Origin of the sequence: Pseudomonas sp. SWRI81, assembly GCF_014268545.1 — a bacterium.
Taxonomy (GTDB): Bacteria; Pseudomonadota; Gammaproteobacteria; order Pseudomonadales; family Pseudomonadaceae; genus Aquipseudomonas; species Aquipseudomonas hamedanensis.
The window spans coordinates 217,045-234,467 of record NZ_JABWQS010000001.1 but is presented as its reverse complement, the minus strand read 5'-3'; the positions used below and the strand labels follow the sequence as shown (position 1 = coordinate 234,467).

General features: G+C 59.9%; 15 protein-coding genes. 8 read left to right on the top strand and 7 right to left on the bottom strand.

Annotation, left to right across the window (positions count from 1 at the left end; translation table 11 throughout):
- Positions 1–60 precede the first annotated feature (60 nt).
- Positions 61–1,023 (bottom strand): thioredoxin-disulfide reductase, encoded by a 963-nt coding sequence (trxB, locus tag HU765_RS01015; RefSeq protein WP_186547236.1) that lies wholly within the window; start codon positions 1,021–1,023, stop codon positions 61–63.
- A 311-nt stretch (positions 1,024–1,334) separates the two neighbouring features.
- Here trxB and cysZ point away from each other — a divergent pair, with 311 nt between their 5' ends.
- Together cysZ and HU765_RS01005 are read left to right on the top strand one after the other, a co-directional pair.
- Positions 1,335–2,087: a sulfate transporter CysZ gene (gene cysZ / locus HU765_RS01010; RefSeq protein ID WP_186618705.1), complete on the top strand. Its 753-nt coding sequence runs from the start codon at positions 1,335–1,337 to the stop codon at positions 2,085–2,087.
- A gap of 40 nt (positions 2,088–2,127) precedes the next feature.
- The gene (locus HU765_RS01005; protein ID WP_186618704.1) at positions 2,128–3,324 is read left to right on the top strand and encodes a glycosyltransferase family 1 protein; all 1,197 of its coding nucleotides are present in this window, start codon (positions 2,128–2,130) and stop codon (positions 3,322–3,324) included.
- Positions 3,325–3,434: 110 nt separating this feature from the next.
- Here HU765_RS01005 and HU765_RS01000 read toward each other — a convergent pair whose 3' ends face one another.
- From HU765_RS01000 to HU765_RS00990, 3 genes are all read right to left on the bottom strand, one after another.
- Positions 3,435–4,538, bottom strand: coding sequence for an NADH:flavin oxidoreductase (locus HU765_RS01000; protein ID WP_186618703.1), 1,104 nt, complete (start codon positions 4,536–4,538; stop codon positions 3,435–3,437).
- 154 nt (positions 4,539–4,692) lie between these two features.
- Complete coding sequence (locus HU765_RS00995) at positions 4,693–5,175, bottom strand: glutathione peroxidase (RefSeq protein ID WP_186547240.1); 483 nt, start codon at positions 5,173–5,175, stop codon at positions 4,693–4,695.
- Between the two features lie 123 nt (positions 5,176–5,298).
- Positions 5,299–5,784 carry a peptidylprolyl isomerase gene (locus tag HU765_RS00990; RefSeq protein WP_186547241.1) on the bottom strand — a complete coding sequence of 162 codons (486 nt, stop codon included), beginning with the start codon at positions 5,782–5,784 and terminating at the stop codon, positions 5,299–5,301.
- Between HU765_RS00990 and HU765_RS00985 the strand changes: the two genes are divergently transcribed.
- The 3 genes from HU765_RS00985 to HU765_RS00975 are packed head-to-tail and all read left to right on the top strand — an operon-like array spanning position 5,753 to position 9,136.
- Positions 5,753–6,079, top strand: a complete 327-nt coding sequence (locus HU765_RS00985) for a DUF3565 domain-containing protein (RefSeq protein WP_186547242.1) — start codon at positions 5,753–5,755, stop codon at positions 6,077–6,079. The two genes, HU765_RS00990 and HU765_RS00985, sit on opposite strands and share 32 nt — an antisense overlap.
- 51 nt (positions 6,080–6,130) lie before the next feature.
- Positions 6,131–8,230, top strand: a complete 2,100-nt coding sequence (gene pta, locus HU765_RS00980; RefSeq protein WP_186547243.1) for a phosphate acetyltransferase — start codon at positions 6,131–6,133, stop codon at positions 8,228–8,230.
- Positions 8,231–9,136 carry an acyltransferase gene (locus tag HU765_RS00975; RefSeq protein ID WP_186618702.1) on the top strand — a complete coding sequence of 302 codons (906 nt, stop codon included), beginning with the start codon at positions 8,231–8,233 and terminating at the stop codon, positions 9,134–9,136.
- Positions 9,137–9,331: 195 nt separating this feature from the next.
- Here the strand turns inward: HU765_RS00975 and cysN are convergent, their stop codons facing one another.
- From cysN to HU765_RS00960, 3 genes are all read right to left on the bottom strand, one after another.
- On the bottom strand, positions 9,332–11,230 hold the full coding sequence (gene cysN / locus HU765_RS00970) for a sulfate adenylyltransferase subunit CysN (protein ID WP_186618701.1): 1,899 nt from the start codon (positions 11,228–11,230) through the stop codon (positions 9,332–9,334).
- A 9-nt stretch (positions 11,231–11,239) separates the two neighbouring features.
- Entirely contained in the window at positions 11,240–12,157 is a 918-nt protein-coding gene (gene cysD, locus HU765_RS00965; RefSeq protein ID WP_007912374.1) for a sulfate adenylyltransferase subunit CysD, read from the bottom strand.
- 230 nt (positions 12,158–12,387) lie between these two features.
- Complete coding sequence (locus HU765_RS00960; protein ID WP_186618700.1) at positions 12,388–13,146, bottom strand: Nif3-like dinuclear metal center hexameric protein; 759 nt, start codon at positions 13,144–13,146, stop codon at positions 12,388–12,390.
- 103 nt (positions 13,147–13,249) lie between these two features.
- Between HU765_RS00960 and algW the strand changes: the two genes are divergently transcribed.
- The 3 genes from algW (at position 13,250) to HU765_RS00945 (ending at position 17,333) form a co-directional block, all read left to right on the top strand.
- Positions 13,250–14,407, top strand: coding sequence for a Do family serine endopeptidase AlgW (algW, locus tag HU765_RS00955; protein WP_186547247.1), 1,158 nt, complete (start codon positions 13,250–13,252; stop codon positions 14,405–14,407).
- Between the two features lie 88 nt (positions 14,408–14,495).
- A complete protein-coding gene (locus HU765_RS00950) occupies positions 14,496–16,601 on the top strand; it encodes a TonB-dependent siderophore receptor (protein WP_186618699.1) in 2,106 nt (701 codons plus the stop codon).
- A 12-nt stretch (positions 16,602–16,613) separates the two neighbouring features.
- On the top strand, positions 16,614–17,333 hold the full coding sequence (locus tag HU765_RS00945; protein WP_186618698.1) for a DUF4198 domain-containing protein: 720 nt from the start codon (positions 16,614–16,616) through the stop codon (positions 17,331–17,333).
- Positions 17,334–17,423 lie beyond the last annotated feature (90 nt).

Genomic DNA, 17,423 nt, shown 5'->3' with positions numbered 1-17,423 from the left:
CCCGGATAACGGTCACAAAAAAACCGGCCATTCTCTGGCCGGTTTTTTTGTGCCTGCGATTTAGAACGTAGCGTTCTGCAAACCGTCCAGGTAACGCTCGGTATCGAGTGCCGCCATGCAGCCGGCGCCCGCCGAGGTGATGGCCTGACGGTAAACGTGGTCAGCCACGTCACCGGCCGCGAAGACACCTTCGACACTGGTGGCAGTGGCGTTGCCTTCACGGCCGCCCTGCACCACCAGATAACCGTCTTTGAGCGTCAACTGGCCCTCGAACAGCGAGGTGTTCGGGGTGTGACCGATGGCGATAAACACACCGTCGACCTTGATTTCGTCGAAGCTGCCATCGTTGTTGCGCAGACGCGCACCGGTCACGCCCATGTTGTCGCCGAGGACTTCGTCCAGGTTGGCGTTCAACTTGAGGATGATCTTGCCTTCGGCCACACGGGCGTTGAGCTTGTCGATGAGGATCTTCTCGGCACGGAAGGTTTCGCGACGGTGAACCAGCGTTACGGTGCTGGCGATGTTGGCCAGATACAGTGCTTCCTCAACCGCGGTGTTGCCGCCGCCCACCACCGCTACCGGCTTGTTGCGGTAGAAGAAACCGTCGCAGGTCGCGCAGGCCGACACGCCCTTGCCCATGAACGCTTCTTCCGAAGGCAGGCCCAGGTAACGGGCGCTGGCACCGGTAGCGATGATCAGCGCGTCGCAGGTGTAGACGGCGCTGTCACCGGTCAGGGTGTACGGCTTGGCAGCGAAATCCACAGCGTTGATGTGATCGAAAACGATCTCGGTTTCGAAACGCTCGGCGTGCTCGCGCATCCGCTCCATCAGCACCGGACCGGTCAGACCGTGCACGTCGCCCGGCCAGTTATCGACTTCGGTCGTGGTGGTCAGTTGACCGCCGGCCTGCATGCCGGTGATCAGCAATGGCTTGAGGTTGGCACGGGCCGCGTAGACCGCAGCGCTGTAACCGGCAGGGCCGGAACCGAGAATAATCACTCGCGAATGACGGACTTCAGACATGACCTGCTCCTGTTGACCGGGCCGAAAAACGGGCACGGATCGCCGGACTGCCGGCGGGAATAAAAAAGGACCGTGGATGACCTTGGGGAAGGCTTGAACTCGACAGTCCTGTAAAAAGTTGGGTGCAGCGTATCGAGGGGGGCAAGATTAAGGAAATACGGTTTAACAATCCAGCTCATAGGTAGTCTCTATGCCGACCGCCCGACAAGAGCGGCGTCTTTGTTACAGTGAATGTCGATCACACTGCCGCGCTTTCACCACCGCTGCAAAGCCGGTAAGGTCGGCGCGTTTTCCCTTGCTCGGAGCACCCTATGCCCGCCCCCGTTCTTTCCGGCCCGCAATACCTGCGCGAAGGCCTCAAACTGGTTCTCAGCCCAGGCCTGCGCCTGTTCGTGCTGTTGCCGCTGGCGATCAATCTGGTGCTGTTTGTCGGTTTGATCTATCTGGCCGGCCATCAGTTCAGTCTGTGGGTCGACACGCTGATGCCGTCGCTGCCTGAATGGCTGAGCTTCCTCAGCTACATCCTCTGGCCTTTGTTCGTGGTGCTGGTGGTGCTGATGGTGTTTTTCAGCTTCACCTTGCTCGCCAATATCATTGCCGCACCGTTCAATGGCTTCCTTGCGGAAAAAGTCGAAGTGGTGGTGCGTGGCACCGACGACTTCCCGGCGTTCAGTTGGGGCGAGCTGATCGCGATGCTCCCGCGTACCCTGTCTCGGGAAATGCGCAAGCTCGGCTATTTCCTGCCGCGAGCGATCGGCCTGTTCATCCTTTCGTTCATTCCCGTGGTCAACATCATCGCCGCGCCGCTATGGCTGCTGTTCGGCGTATGGATGATGGCGATCCAGTACATCGACTACCCGGCGGACAACCATAAACTGGGCTGGAACGAGATGCTCGCCTGGCTGCGGCAAAAGCGCTGGCAGAGCATGAGTTTCGGCGGCAGCGTGTATCTGGTGTTGCTGATTCCTGTGGTCAACATCCTGATGATGCCGGCGGCGGTCGCCGGGGCGACGTTGTTCTGGGTGCGTGAGCGCGGTGCGGAGAACCTCGTTACGCAAAACTGACCCAGTCACAAATCCATCATCCGAACGTCACATCGTCGACATGGCCTCAGCCGACACTGAGGTCATGACGACAGCTCTACACATCACCCTGATCAGCGAAACCTTCCCACCGGAAATCAACGGCGTGGCCAATACCCTTGGCCGCTTGTGCGATGGACTGCGCGCGCGTGGGCATCAGGTTGACCTGGTGCGCCCGCGTCAGGCCGGCGATCAGCAACGTAGCGATGACGAATTGTTGCTGTGTCGCGGCTGGCCATTGCCGGGGTATCCCGGCCTGCAATGGGGCCAGTCATCGATGCATAAACTGCTGCGGCGTTGGAAGCATCAGCGTCCGGATGTGCTGTACATCGCCACCGAGGGCCCGCTGGGGTTGTCGGCGCTGCGGGCGGCACGACGCCTGGGCATTGCGGTGGTCAGCGGTTTTCATACCAATTTCCAGCAATACACCAGCCAATACGGCCTCGGTTTACTGACACGGATGCTCACGCATTACCTGCGCTGGTTTCACAATCGTTCGGCGTTGACGCTAGTGCCAAGTGTCAGCCAACGCCTGGAGCTGGAACGCCGGCATTTTGAGCGACTCGCCCTGCTATCACGCGGTGTGGACAGCCAGTTGTTTCACCCCAGCAAACGGCTGAATACACTTCGTCAGCAGTGGGGGCTGGCTGAACGCGATATAGCCGTGATTCACGTAGGGCGACTCGCACCGGAGAAAAACCTCGGTCTGCTCAAACGCTGTTTCGAAAGACTCCGCCAGACTTATCCACAGCGCAATCTGAAGCTGATTGTGGTGGGCGACGGTCCACAGCGCACAGCGTTGGAGAAGGACCTGCCCGAGGCTATTTTCTGCGGGGCTCAGCGTGGCGAAGCCCTGGCGGCGCACTATGCCTCTGGAGATGTGTTTGTGTTTCCGAGCCTGACGGAAACCTTTGGCAACGTGGTGTTGGAAGCCTTGGCCTCGGGGTTGGGTGTGGTGGCCTATGACCAGGCCGCGGCGGCGCAGCATATCCGCCATGGCTACAACGGCGTATCAGCGATGCCCGGCGATGAGCAGGCTTTTTGCGAGGCGGCGGCGTGGTTGCTGGAGGAAGATGAGCGGTTGCGTTGTGTGCGGCTGAATGCGCGACAGCATGGCAGCCGGCAGGGCTGGGCGGCAATTATCGAGCAATTTGAAGGGTATTTGCGGGGGGCTTGTCAGGGGGAGCTGGTAGTGCCGAATGCGCAGACATTGCCCTGAGTCATGGCTGGCTTGGAGACCGCTATCGCGAGCAGGCTCACTCCTACAAGGGGAACGCATTCCAATTGTAGGAGTGAGCCTGCTCGCGATAGCATCAATGAAAGCGCCGCTTAAACCAGGGTCATCAACGCCTCACGGCTGAACGGCAGAATATCCTGCTCACGCCCTTCGCGAACTTTCTGCGCCCAGTCCGGGTCGACCAGCAGCGCGCGCCCCACCGCCACCAGATCGAATTCTTCCTTGTTCAGCCGTTCCAGCAGATTCTCCAGACTCGCCGGCTGCGCAACCTTGTCGGTGTTGACCATGAACTGCAGGAACTCGCCGTCCAGGCCAACGCTGCCGACCGTAATGGTCGGTTTGCCGGTCAGCTTGCGCGTCCAGCCCGCCAGATTGAGTTCGGAGCCGTCGAACTCCGGCTCCCAGAAACGTCGCGTCGAGCAGTGGAAAATATCCACGCCTGCGTCAGACAGCGGCTTGAGGAATTCACCCAACGCTTCAGGAGTGTGTACCAGACGCGCGGTGTAATCCTGCTGCTTCCATTGCGAAAAGCGAAAGATGATCGGAAAACCTTCGCCGACCGCCGCGCGCACCGCCTGGATCAATTCGATGGCGAAACGCGAGCGGTTGGCCAGACTGCCGCCGTACTCATCGGTACGCTGATTGCTGCCTTCCCAAAAGAACTGGTCGACCAGATAACCGTGGGCGCCATGGATTTCCACGCCATCCATGCCGATGTCTTGCGCAGCTTTGGCAGCTTGGGCAAACGCGGCAATCACGTCCTGGATGTCTTGTTTGCTCATGCCGTGCACCACGACCTGACCATCCTTGAGCTTTTCCGACGGACCGTAGCCCGGAACGCTGGCGTCCGGCTCGGTGCCGAGGCGGCGCACGCTGCCGACGTGCCACAGTTGCGGGACGATCTTGCCGCCTTCAGCGTGGACCGCGTCGACGACTTTTTTCCAGCCTGCCAGCGGCGCTTCACCGAAAAACTGCGGCACGTTCGGGTAGCCGTTGGAGGCGATATGGCCGACCGTGGTGCCTTCGGTAATGATCAGGCCGACACCGGCCGCTGCGCGACGACGATAGTATTCAATGACTTTGGAATTCGGTACGCCGCCCGGCGAAAACGAACGGGTCATTGGCGCCATGACCACCCGGGTCGGCAATTCGAGAGCACCGAGGTGGAACGGTTTGAACAGGGCTTGAACGGGCATCGAGAGGCTCCACGAAACGTTGGCGACAGGCATGAATCGATATGACGGCGATAATATGCACGATCCCGCGAGTGTGAAAGCACTATTGATCAAAATGATTAAGGGTCAGAAGGCAGGCAAAAAAAATCGCAACTCAAGGCTGCGATTTTCCGGTTCAGGCCAATGCTTTTTCGATCGCGGCAATCACGCTCGGATCATCCGGCGCCGTGCGCGGCGAGAATCGCGCCAGTACCCGACCATCCTTGCCGAGCAAAAACTTCTCGAAATTCCAAGTGATGTCACCGGGGAACTCGGCGCCCTCACCTGCCAGCAGGCGGTACAACTGGTGGCGCTCATGGCCATTGACTTCAAGCTTGCTCGACAATGGAAACGTCACGCCATAGTTGAGGCTGCAGAAATCCTGAATTTCCTGTTCAGTGCCCGGCTCCTGGCCGGCAAACTGGTTGCACGGCAGGCCCAGCACACTGAAGCCCTTGGCTTTGAACTGCTGATACAGGTTTTCGAGCGCCGCGTACTGTGGGGTCAAGCCGCATTTGGAGGCGACGTTGACCACCAGCACGACTTGGCCCTTGAACGGCGACAGCGGTAGCTCCTGACCATCCAGGGCTGTCAGCTTAAGGTCGTGAAAAGCACTCATACCGAACTCCAGGATTCTCGTGTTCTACTCGAAACAGCCACTTGGCGGGGCCACCAAGGACAGCCGCGGACTAAAAAGGCGCCCACGGGCGCCTCTCCAGTACTCGAAGCTTAGCGCAGAAAATCAGTGGTGATGGCCACCTTCGCCATGGACGTGACCATGAGCGATTTCTTCCTGGCTGGCGTCACGAATATCGACGATTTTTACGTCGAAGTTCAGGCGCTGACCGGCCAGCGGGTGGTTGCCGTCGACGGTGACATCATCGCCGTCCAGGTCACGAATGGTCACGATTTGCATCTGGCCATCGGGCGCCGACGCGTGGAATTGCATGCCGACTTCCAGCTCGTCAACGCCTTCGAACATGCTGCGGCTCAGGGTGCTGACCAGTTCCGCGGCGTATTCGCCGTAAGCGTCTTCCGGCTCAACGGCAACTTTCACCTCGTCACCGACAGCTTTGCCTTCGAGGGCTTTTTCCAGACCCGGGATGATGTTGCCTGCGCCTTGCAGGTAGACCAGCGGAGCGCCGCCGGCGGAGCTGTCGATGACCTCACCAGCGTCGTTGGTCAGGGTATAGTCGATGGAGACAGCCTTATTGGCGGCGATCAGCATGGGGCGAGACCTTTTGCATAAGAATATAGAAAGGCCAAGTTTAGCGAAGCAATCGCGTGAAAGCGACCACAACCCGGACAAACGGGTTTCGACCATCACCGGCTTTCACCAGGACGAGGAAGGTCACTGGGTCGCCGAGCTTTCCTGCGGCCACACCCAGCACCTGCGTCACCAGCCGCCCTGGCAATCGCGCGCCTGGGTCCTGGACCCGGCGCAACGTATTGAAAAAATAGGCCAACCCTTTGCCTGCGGTTGGTGCGCACAAGGCTCGGTTAGCGATAACCTTGGCGACTGAATTTCGGTAGTCCGCCAGACATAGGCTGACGCCCTTGCATAGAGAATTCCCATGCAAACTTTTTTTATCGCACCCACCGATTTTGGTGTGGGCCTGACCTCCATCAGCCTCGGGCTGGTGCGCACACTGGAGCGAGCCGGGCTTAAAGTCGGCTTCTTCAAACCGATCGCCCAGCCGCACCCGGGCGACACCGGCCCTGAGCGCTCCACCGAACTGGTGGCGCGCACCCACGGCCTGAAACCGCCGCAACCGTTGGGTCTGGCGCATGTCGAGCGAATGCTCGGCGACGGTCAGCTCGACGAACTGCTCGAGGAAATCATCGCGCTGTATCAACAGGCCGCCGTCGGCAAGGATGTGCTGGTGGTCGAAGGCATGGTGCCAACCCGCAGCGCCAGCTACGCCGCGCGGGTCAATCTGCACCTGGCCAAGAGCCTCGATGCCGAAGTGATTCTGGTCTCGGCACCGGAAAACGAAGTGCTCGCCGAACTCTCCGGACGCGTCGAACTGCAGGCGCAATTGTTCGGTGGCCCGAAAGATCCGAAAGTCCTCGGCGTAATCCTCAACAAGGTCAAGACCGAGGAGAGCATGGACGAGTTCGCCGCGCGGCTGAAGGAGCATTCGCCGCTGCTGCGCAGTGGCGATTTCCGTCTACTCGGCTGCATTCCGTTCCAGCCGGAACTCAATGCGCCGCGCACCCGTGATGTCGCCGACCTGATGGGCGCGCAGGTGCTCAATGCCGGCGATTACGAAACCCGGCGCATGAGCAAAATCATCATTTGTGCACGCACCATGCGCAACACCGTCGAGCTGCTCAAGCCGGGCGTGCTGGTGGTGACCCCGGGTGATCGCGACGACATCATCCTTGCTGTCAGTCTCGCGGCGATCAACGGCGTGCCGCTGGCCGGCCTGCTGCTGACCAGCGACACCCTGCCCGATCCACGCATCATGGACCTGTGCCGTGGCGCCTTGCAGGCCGGTTTGCCGGTGCTGTCGGTGAGCACCGGTTCTTACGACACCGCCAACCTGCTCAACGGTCTGAACAAGGAAATTCCGATCGACGACCGCGAGCGCGCAGAAATCATCACCGATTTCGTCGCCAGCCACCTCGACGCCAACTGGCTGCACCAGCGCTGCGGCACACCGCGGGAAATGCGCCTGTCGCCAGCGGTGTTCCGCTATCAATTGATCCAGCGCGCGCAGGCGGCGAACAAACGCATCGTTCTACCCGAAGGCAGCGAACCGTTTACCGTGCAAGCGGCAGCCATCTGTCAGGAACGCGGGATCGCCCGTTGCGTGTTGCTGGCAAAACCTGCAGACGTCGAAGCGGTAGCGCGCGCGCAAGGCATCGTGTTGCCGCCGGGGCTGGAAATTCTCGATCCGGATCACATCCGCGAGCGTTACGTCGAGCCGATGGTCGCCCTGCGCAAGACCAAGAGCCTGAATGCGCCGATGGCCGAGCAGCAACTGGAAGACACTGTGGTAATCGGCACCATGATGCTCGCACTGGATGAGGTCGATGGCCTGGTGTCCGGGGTGATCAACACCACCGCCAACACCATCCGCCCGGCCCTGCAACTGATCAAGACCGCACCGGGCTGCACGCTGGTGTCGTCGGTGTTTTTCATGTTGTTCCCGGAAGAAGTGCTGGTCTACGGCGACTGTGTGATGAATCCGCACCCGAGCGCTGCGGAACTGGCGGAAATCGCCCTGCAAAGCGCTGACTCGGCGGCAGCCTTCGGTATCACCCCACGGGTGGCGATGATCAGCTACTCCAGCGGCGAATCGGCCAGCGGCGAAGAAGTCGAGAAGGTTCGCGAAGCCACCCTCCTCGCCCACGAGCAACAGCACTCGTTGCTGATCGACGGGCCGTTGCAGTACGACGCCGCCGCCAACGCCGATGTCGCCCGACAACTGGCGCCGAACAGTCAGGTCGCCGGACGCGCTACGGTGTTCGTGTTCCCTGATCTGAACACCGGCAACACCACGCACAAAGCTGTGCAGCGCAGCGCCGATTGCGTCAGCCTCGGGCCGATGCTGCAAGGCCTGCGCAAACCGGTGAACGATTTGCCGCGCGGTGCGCAAGTCGATGACATCGTCTACACCATCGCCCTTACGGCGATCCAAGCCGCCAACCGACCTATGGATGTGTAAATGCTGGACTTTCTCCCTGCACCGCTGCGCGGCGTGATCGCCTCGCTGCTGTTGGCGCTGAACACCATTGCGCTGTGTTCATTTCTGTTCTGCGTGGCGCTGGTCAAAGCGCTGCCATTTGCTTTGACTCAGCGCATTGCCGGTTGGCTGATGAGCCACACCCACGAAGCGTGGATCAGCAATAACAAGGGCTGGATGAATCTGGTGCGGCGCACGCGCTGGCACGTCAGCGGCCTGCAAGGGCTCGACTATCAGCACTCGTACCTCATCACCAGCAACCACCAGAGCTGGGTGGATATTCTGGTCCTGCAATACGTGCTCAACCGGCGCATCCAGCCGTTGAAGTTCTTTCTCAAACAAGAGCTGATATGGGTGCCGGTGATCGGTCTGGCGTGGTGGGCGTTGGGCTTTCCGTTCATGAAGCGCTATTCCAAGGCGTATCTGGAAAAGCACCCGGAAAAGAAAGGCAAGGATCTGGAGACCACACGCAAGACTTGCGCGAAGTTTCGCCATAACCCGGTGGGGATTTTCAACTTCGTCGAAGGCACCCGTTTCACCGAAGGCAAGCATGCGCAGCAGCAGTCGCCGTTCAAATACCTGCTCAAGCCCAAGGCCGGCGGGATCGCCTTTGTGCTGGATGCGATGGGCGAGCAGTTGGAGTCGATCGTCAATGTGACGATTCATTACCCGGCCGGGCGTCCGGGGTTCTGGGATTTGCTGTGCGGCAACGTGCGCGATGTGGTGGTGCATTTTGAAGAAATCAAAATCCCGCCGGCCTTCATCGGCAAGAACTACGACCAGGACGGCGAGTACCGCCTGCAGTTTCAGGGCTGGATCAATCAACTGTGGCTGGACAAGGATGCGTTGCTCGAACAAATGCACCGCGAATATCCCGACCGCCACTAATCCCCTGTAGGAGTGAGCCTGCTCGCGATAGCGGTGGATCAGCCACCATCGATGTTGATTGACACACCGCTATCGCGAGCAGGCTCACTCCTACGATTGACCGCGTTGGCCTGAAATAAAAAGCCCGCCGATGATTGCTCATCGGCGGGCTTTTTCTTGCCGCTTGCAGCTAGAAGCTTGTCGCTGCTTTATCGCTTAAATGGCGCCACGCTGACGCAGCAGCTCCAGCACTTGCTTGACGCTTTCTTCAACACTCAGCGACTGCGTGTCGATCACCAGATCGGCATTCAGCGGCACGTCGTACGGAAAGGACTCGCCCGGGATGTTGTCGCCGCCAGCGGCGTACAGACCTTGCGGATCACGCTCGGCGCAGACTGTTGGCGAAGCCTGCACGTAAACCGTCACCAGACGATCCTTGCCAATCAGGTCCTTGGCCTGCTCGCGACCTTCTGCACTTGGCGCAACGAACGCAGCCAAGGTCAGCAGGCCCGCTTCGTTGAACTGACGCGCCACGTGCGCGGCACGACGCCAGTTCTCGGTGCGCCCGGCACGATCCTGCGGCAGACCTTTGTTGAGGTCGTGACGCAGGTTCTGCCCATCCAGTACAAACACCGCGCGGCCCATGTCGAACAGCTTGCGCTCGACCGCATAAGCCAGCGTGCTTTTACCCGCGCCCGAGAGACCGCTGAACAGCACGGTCGCCGGTTGCTGGCCGAAGCGCTGGGCACGTTCTTCAGTCGCAACGTGGGCCAGTTTGCCGTGGTGCGTGGCGGTGCCATGCGTCACAGGTTGGGCGACGATCATACCGGCGCCAACGGTGCCGTTGGTCAAACGATCGATGACGATGAACGCGCCGGTGGTGCGGTTGCTTTCGTAACCGTCGAGAGCAATCGGCGCGTCGAGCGCGATCTTCACCTTGCCGATTTCGTTGAGCTGCAATGCGCTCGCCGGACCTTCTTCCAAGGTGTTGACGTCGACCTTGTTGACGATGCTGGCGATCGAGCCTGGCACGTAACTGGTGGCGCGTTTGATGTCGTATTTTTTGCCCGGCAGCATTGGCTCTTCAGCCATCCACACCAGCATCGCTTCGAAGCTGTCGGTGACCGGCGGCACGTTATCGGCATGCACCAACAGATCGCCGCGGGAGATGTCGATTTCGTCTTCCATGGTCAGCGTCACCGCTTGACCGGGACCGGCGTGCTCCAGCTCACCTTCGAAGGTGACGATGGATTTGACCCGGCTGCTTTTGCCCGACGGCAGCACGACGACTTCGTCGCCCTTGTGCACGATGCCGCTGGCCAGGGTGCCGGCGAAACCACGGAAGTTCAGGTTCGGACGATTGACGTACTGCACCGGGAAACGCAGGTCGGTGAAGTTGCGGTCGCCGGCGACTTCCACAGTCTCGAGAATTTCCATCAGCGACTGGCCGGTGTACCACGGCGAGCGCTCGGACTTGTTCACCACGTTGTCGCCCTTGAGGGCAGACATCGGCACGAAGTGCATGCTGGTCGGCTTCATTTTCAAGCCTTCGGCGAACTTCAGGTAGTCGGCCTTGATGGACTCGAACACGCCTTCGTCGAAGTCTTTCAGGTCCATCTTGTTGATGGCGACGACGATGTGTTTGATCCCCAGCAACGAAGCGATGAAGCTGTGACGACGGGTCTGGGTCTGCACGCCGTAACGGGCGTCGACCAGAATGATCGCCAGGTCACAGGTGGACGCACCCGTGGCCATGTTGCGGGTGTACTGCTCATGGCCGGGGGTGTCGGCGATGATGAATTTGCGTTTGGCGGTGGAGAAATAGCGGTAGGCAACATCAATGGTGATGCCCTGCTCACGCTCGGCCTGCAGGCCATCGACCAACAAGGCCAGGTCGATGTCGTCACCGGTGGTGCCGACTTTCTTCGAGTCGCGGGTAATCGCTTCGAGGTGATCCTCGTAGATCATCTTCGAATCGTGCAGCAAGCGCCCGATCAGGGTGCTCTTGCCGTCATCAACGTTACCGCAGGTCAAAAAGCGCAGCAGCTCTTTACGTTCGTGCTGGCCCAGGTAGGCGAGGATGTCCTCGCTGATCAAATCAGATACGTGCGACATGACAGCCCCTTAGAAATAACCCTGACGTTTTTTATCTTCCATCGAGCCTGCGCCATCGTGGTCGATGACCCGGCCCTGGCGCTCGGAAGTTCGCGTCAGGAGCATTTCCTGAATGATGTCCGTCAGGCTTTCGGCCTCGGACTCCACCGCGCCCGTCAACGGGTAGCAGCCAAGGGTGCGGAACCGCACTTTCTTTTTGACGATGCGCGCTTTGTCTTCATCAGACAGGTGCTCGAGGATGCGCTCGTCGTCAATCATGATCAGCGTGCCGTTCTTCTCGATCACTTCGCGTTCGGCGGCGAAGTACAGCGGCACGATCGGAATACCTTCGAGGTAGATGTACTGCCAGATGTCCAGTTCGGTCCAGTTCGACAACGGGAACACACGGATGGATTCGCCCTTGTTGACCTTGCCGTTGTAGACGTTCCACAGCTCGGGACGCTGGTTTTTCGGGTCCCAGCGGTGCTTGCTGTCGCGGAACGAGTACACACGCTCTTTGGCGCGGGATTTCTCTTCATCGCGACGGGCGCCGCCGAAAGCTGCGTCAAAACCATGTTTGTCGAGTGCCTGTTTCAGGCCCTCGGTTTTCATGATGTCGGTGTGCTTGGCGCTGCCGTGGGTGAACGGGTTGATGTTCTGCGCCACGCCATCGGGGTTGATGTGGGTGATCAGGTCCAGGCCCAGTTCTTCGACCATCTTGTCGCGGAACTTGTACATTTCCTGGAATTTCCAGCGGGTGTCGACGTGCATCACCGGAAACGGCAGTTTGCCCGGGAAGAACGCCTTGCGTGCCAGGTGCAGCATCACGGCGGAGTCTTTACCGATGGAGTACAGCATCACCGGGTTGTCGAACTCGGCGGCCACCTCGCGGATGATGTGGATGCTTTCCGCCTCCAGCTGTTTCAGATGCGTCAGTTTGTCGACCATGGCTACTCACGAAAGCTTTCTTATGAACGGCCAGCGGGCCGTGTTCGAGCGGGGAATCCTAGCACAGCGACCTCTTCTAATCAGGGCGCCAACTAGAACGAAAGGGCATATGAATATGCCCACTCGTTTGGGCGGAAAGCCCCCTGTAGGAGTGAGCCTGCTCGCGATAGCGGTGAATCAGTCACAGCTATGTTGGATCAGGCTCACTCCTACAGGGGAAACGCGGTGTGTCAGATAGGGTTCGAGATGTCGATGAAGATGTGTTCAAGGGCGAAGCGTTTTGCCAGGTAATCGCCCAGCGCCTGTACGCCATAACGTTCGGTGGCGTGATGGCCGGCGGCGATGAAGCTGATGTCGTTTTCCCGCGCGCTGTGAAAGGTCTGCTCGGAGGCCTCGCCACTGATGAACAGATCGACGCCTGCCGCCACGCCTTGATCGATATACCCCTGGCCACCGCCTGTGCACCAGCCGACCCGGCGAATCATGCCGCTGCCTTCGATCAGCAGCGGCTCACGGCCCATGACGTCTTGCACCTTGCGGGCAAAATCACGCGCGGTCATCGGCTCGATCAAGGAGCCGACCAGACCGACGATTTTCAGATTGTCCGGGTCCAGCGGCCCTTCAACCGTGATGTCCAGTTGGCGTGCCAGCTGCACGTTATTGCCGACGTCCGGGTGCAGATCCAGCGGCAAATGGTAGGCGAGCAGACTGATGTCGTGCTTGAGCAGGGTTTTCAGCCGGCGCTGTTTCATGCCGGTGACGCACGGGTTCTCGCCCTTCCAGAAATAGCCGTGATGCACCAGCACCAGATCGGCTCCCGCCTCGACCGCCGCGTCGAGCAATGCCTGGCTGGCGGTGACACCGCTGACGATGCGCATCACCTGCGGGCGGCCCTCGACCTGCAGGCCATTGGGGCAATAATCGGCGATTTTGGCGCTGCCAAGGTAACGGTCGGCTTCTGCGACGAGGGTGCTGAGGGCGACGGCCATGAAAGACTCCTAAATATCCCGTTCAGAGGCGCGCGCGGCCTCGTATAATGCGCGACATTATGGGCGGTCTGACCCCGCCTGCAACCTTTCCAGGACGTGCTTAATGCTCAAGGCGCTGCGTTTTTTCGGCTGGCCACTGTTGGCCGGTGTGCTTATCGCTCTGTTGATTATTCAGCGTTACCCCGAATGGGTCGGGCTGCCGAGCCTTGACGTCAACCTGCAGCAGGCCCCGCAAACCACTATCGTGCAGCAGGGCCCGGTGTCCTATGCCGACGCGGTGAGCATCGCTGCACCGTCGGTGGTCAACCTGTACACCACCAAGGTCATCAACAAACCGGCGCATCCTTTGTTTGAAGATCCGCAATTCCGGCGCTTCTTCGGCGACAACTCGCCCAAGCAGAAGCGCATGGAATCCAGCCTCGGCTCCGGTGTGATCATGAGCCCGGAAGGCTACATCCTGACCAACAACCACGTCACCAGCGGCGCCGACCAGATCGTCGTGGCATTGAAGGATGGCCGGGAAACCCTGGCCCGGGTCATCGGCAGCGACCCCGAGACCGACCTTGCCGTCCTGAAAATCGACTTGAAAAACCTGCCGGCAATCACCGTCGGCCGCTCCGACAGCATCCGCATCGGCGACGTCGCTCTGGCCATCGGCAACCCGTTCGGCGTCGGCCAGACCGTGACGATGGGCATTATCAGCGCCACCGGGCGTAACCAGTTAGGCCTGAACAACTACGAAGACTTCATCCAGACCGATGCAGCGATCAACCCGGGCAATTCCGGCGGTGCACTGGTCGATGCCAACGGCAACCTCACCGGCATCAACACGGCGATCTTTTCCAAGTCCGGCGGCTCGCAAGGCATCGGTTTTGCCATTCCGGTGAAACTGGCGATGGAGGTGATGAAGTCGATCATTGAGCACGGCCAGGTGATTCGTGGCTGGCTGGGCATCGAAGTGCAACCGCTGACCCAGGAACTGGCCGAGTCGTTTGGCTTGTCCGGACGTCCGGGCATTGTCGTCGCGGGGATATTCCGCGATGGCCCGGCGCAGAAAGCCGGGTTGCAGCTGGGCGATGTGATCCTGAGTATCGATGGCGAACCGGCCGGCGATGGCCGCCGTTCGATGAACCAGGTCGCGCGGATCAAGCCTACCGACAAGGTAACGATTCAGGTGATGCGCAACGGCAAGGAAATCAAGCTTACGGCTGAAATCGGCTTGCGTCCCCCGCCCGCTCCGGTGAAAGAAAAAGAAGAATAAAAATGTATTCGCGCCAGTGGCGTGAATAACAGACATTCTCAACAGGCATGTTATATTGTTTCAATTCTAGCAATTGGAACAACATAACATGTCGTCTCGCAAAAAGGCCTCACTGCTGGGCCTGACCCTGGGTTTGCTCTGTGATCCCGGCTTCGCCGAAGAGCCGCAGCCGCTGGAGCTCGACGCCATCAGCGTCACCTCCGACTACGAATCGCCCACAGGTCCAGTCAAAGGCTATCGTGCGACGCGCTCCGCCAGTGCGACCAAAACCGACACGGCGATTCGCGACATCCCACAAGCCATCAGCGTGGTGCCGGCCAGCGTCCTCAACGACCTGGGCAGCACCAGCGTGGAGCGCGCGCTGGATTTTGCTGGCGGCGTATCGAAACAAAACAATTTCGGCGGCCTGACGCTGTACGAATACAGCGTGCGCGGCTTTACCACTTCGGAGTTCTACAAGGACGGCTTCAGCGCCAATCGCGGTTATCCCAGTACCCCAGACGCGGCCAACATCGAGCGCATCGAGGTACTCAAAGGCCCGGCCGCCAGCCTGTATGGCCGCGGTGATCCGGGCGGCACGGTAAACATCGTGACCAAGAAACCCCAGCCCGAAGCCTTCACCACCCTGCAAACCAGCGCTGGCAGTTGGGATCGCTATCGCACCGCGCTGGACGTCAATACGCCTCTCGATGGACAGGGGGATGTGCTCTCGCGCATCAACCTCGCCGTCGAGGACAACAACAGCTTCCGCGATCACGTCGACGCCAAGCGCGTATTCGTTGCGCCGTCGATCAGTTGGCAGCTGAACCCGGACACGTCGCTGTTGGTGGAAAGTGAAATTGTCCGTCACAGCTCGACATTCGATCGCGGCATCGTCGCGCCGAACAATAAATGGAGCGGTGTCTCGCGTTCGACCTTCCTCGGCGAGCCCAACGACGGCGACATCGACAACCACAACAACCTGCTCCAGGCCACCCTTGAACACCATCTGAACGACAGCTGGAAATTGCGCCTGGCCAGCCATTACAAGGAAGGCAAACTCTGGGGCGATGCGTCGGAACAACGGGCGCTGAACGCCGACGGCCACACGGTCAACCGCCGCTTGCGTGAACGCGATACGAGTTGGCACGACAGCATCACCCAACTGGAACTGCGCGGGCTGTTCGACCTTGGGCCTTGGCAGCATGAGTTGCTGGTCGGCACCGAGTACGAGAATTACCGCAAGGACGAGCGCGTCACCACTATTGCCGGCGGTCCCTACGCCATCGACATCTATAAGCCGATTTACGGCCAGCCGAAACCCAACGGCGCTCGTTCAGGCACCGACTTCTTCGAGCACGTCGAAAGTCATGCGCTGAACCTGCAGGACCAGATCATCTTTACCGACAAACTGCGCGGCATGGTCGGCGCGCGCTTCGAGCATTTCGATCAGCGCATCGACGATCACAGCCGTAACGCCAAAAGCCAGCAGCGTCACGATGCTCTGACTCAACGCGCCGGCCTGCTCTATCAACTGACGCCGAACACCGGCCTCTTCGCCAACGCCTCGACCTCATTCAAACCGAACAACGGCCTGGATGCTTCCGGCAAATCCTTCGACCCGGAAGAAGGCGTCGGTTACGAAATCGGCATCAAGAACGAGCTGTTCGACGAGCGTGTAAGCAGCACCCTCGCCTTCTTCCACATCGACAAGGAAAACGTCCTCGCCCTCGATCCGGGAACCGACACCAGCCGCGCCATGGGCAAGGCCCGCAGTCAGGGGTTCGATTGGCAAATCACCGGCCAGGTGACCGACGCCGTGCGGGTGATCGGCGCCTTCGCTTACATCGACGCCGAAGTCACCAAGGGCGATGCGAGCATTCCCACTGGCAGCCGCATCCTCGGCGTGGCCAAACGCAGCGGCAGTCTGCTCGGTGTTTATGAATTTCAGGATGGCCATCTGCGCGGTTCCGACATCGGCGCAGCGTTCACCTATGTAGGCGATCGCTCGGGCGAGTCCGGTAGCGACTTCGAATTGCCTGCCTATCAAACCGTGGACTTGCTCGCCCATTACAAGGCCAGCGACAACGTCACGGTCGGCCTGAACCTGAACAATATCTTCGACGAGAAATACTACGAGCGCGCCTACAGCAACTACTGGGTCAACCCCGGCGAGCCGCGCAACTTCACCGTCAGCCTGACACTCAACCTGTAAAAGGACGTCCCCATGCACTACGGCAAAACCCTCATGATCCTCGCCGCTTTGTTCGCCGGCCACGCCTCGGCCCATGGCCTGTGGACCGAACAACGCCGCGGCAATATCGAAGTGGTCTACGGTCACGGCGCCGAAGACAACGCGTTCAAGGCGCAGAAAATCAGTGGCGCCTGGGCGTATGACGCGGGCGGCAAGATGATCCCGGTCAGCGTCGAGCGTCTGGCCGATCACGCACGGCTGAAACCGTTGAAGCCGCCGGCGGTGGTGGCCGTGGCACTGGACAATGGCATGTGGTCGCAGACGGCGGACAAGAAATGGGTCAACGAAGGACGCAGCAAAGTGCCCGGCGCCACCGAGGCTACGCAAACCTTCAAATACAGCCTGGCGATCTATCAGCCGGGGGCGAAGTTGCCGAAGCTTGATCAAATCAAACTGCTGATCCTGCCGGAGGTCGATCCGCTGACTGTAGGGCCAGGCAAATCGTTGCCGGTGCGAGTATTGCTCGATGGCAAACCGGCGGCCGGGGTGAAGTTGATTGGCGACTATCGCAGCGCGCCGAATACGCTGAGCACCGAGACGGACAAGGATGGGCGTGCGCAAGTGCTAGTGAGGAATGAAGGGTTGAATGTGATTGCGGCGCAGGTTGAGGTGCCGGTGAAGGACAATGTGGATGTGGACAGTCGTGGGTTGTTCAGTTCGCTGACTTTCTTGGGCGAGCCGCATCACGAATAAACGCTACAAATCCCCTGTAGGAGTGAGCCTGCTCGCGATTGCGCCGGGTCAGCCAACATCAATGTTGAATGTCCCTCCGCTATCGCGAGC